Here is a 502-nt window from a genome sequence, read left to right as displayed (position 1 = left end):
GTACGGGACGCCGCATACCGTGGCCAAGTTCGACCTGACGCTCAATGCTCATGAAGCTGAGCATGGCATTCTGCTAAGTTTGGAGTATGCGACGGCCTTGTACGGACAAGCGACAATGACGCGCATGTCCGAGCATTTGGTGCATCTGCTGCGGGAAGTGGCGGCGAATGCCAGCATCCGATTGGACGAGATTCGCTTAATAAGCGAGGCGGAGCGGGAGCAGTTGCTGACCAAGTTCCAGCCGAAAGCTGCAGCCCAGGAGAGCCGAATACCGGAGAATGCCGTCTTCTATCGATTGTTCGAAGAGCAGGCGAAGCGGACGCCGGAGCAGGTGGCGGCCGTGTATGAAGAGCAGCGGATAAGCTACGGGGAATTGAACGAGCGGGCCAATCAATTGGCGCGCGTGCTGCGTCAAGATGGCGTGCAAGCGGACGATATCGTCGGCCTGATGATCGACCGCTCGCTGGATATGCTGATCGGGGTATTGGCGGTCATGAAAGCA

1 protein-coding gene is annotated in these 502 nt (G+C 58.0%); it reads left to right on the top strand.

The annotated features are described in order from the left end of the window. Nucleotides 1-19 precede the first annotated feature (19 nt). Nucleotides 20-502 (top strand): AMP-binding protein (locus tag AZ66_RS29545; protein ID WP_044358251.1); only part of this gene is annotated, 483 nt, incomplete at its 3' end.

It is taken from the genome of Paenibacillus sp. E194 (assembly GCF_000935845.1).
Classification (GTDB): domain Bacteria; phylum Bacillota; class Bacilli; order Paenibacillales; family Paenibacillaceae; genus Paenibacillus_B; species Paenibacillus_B alvei_B.
Note: the sequence above shows the minus strand (reverse complement) of the source record. Positions and strands in the feature narration are given on the sequence as shown.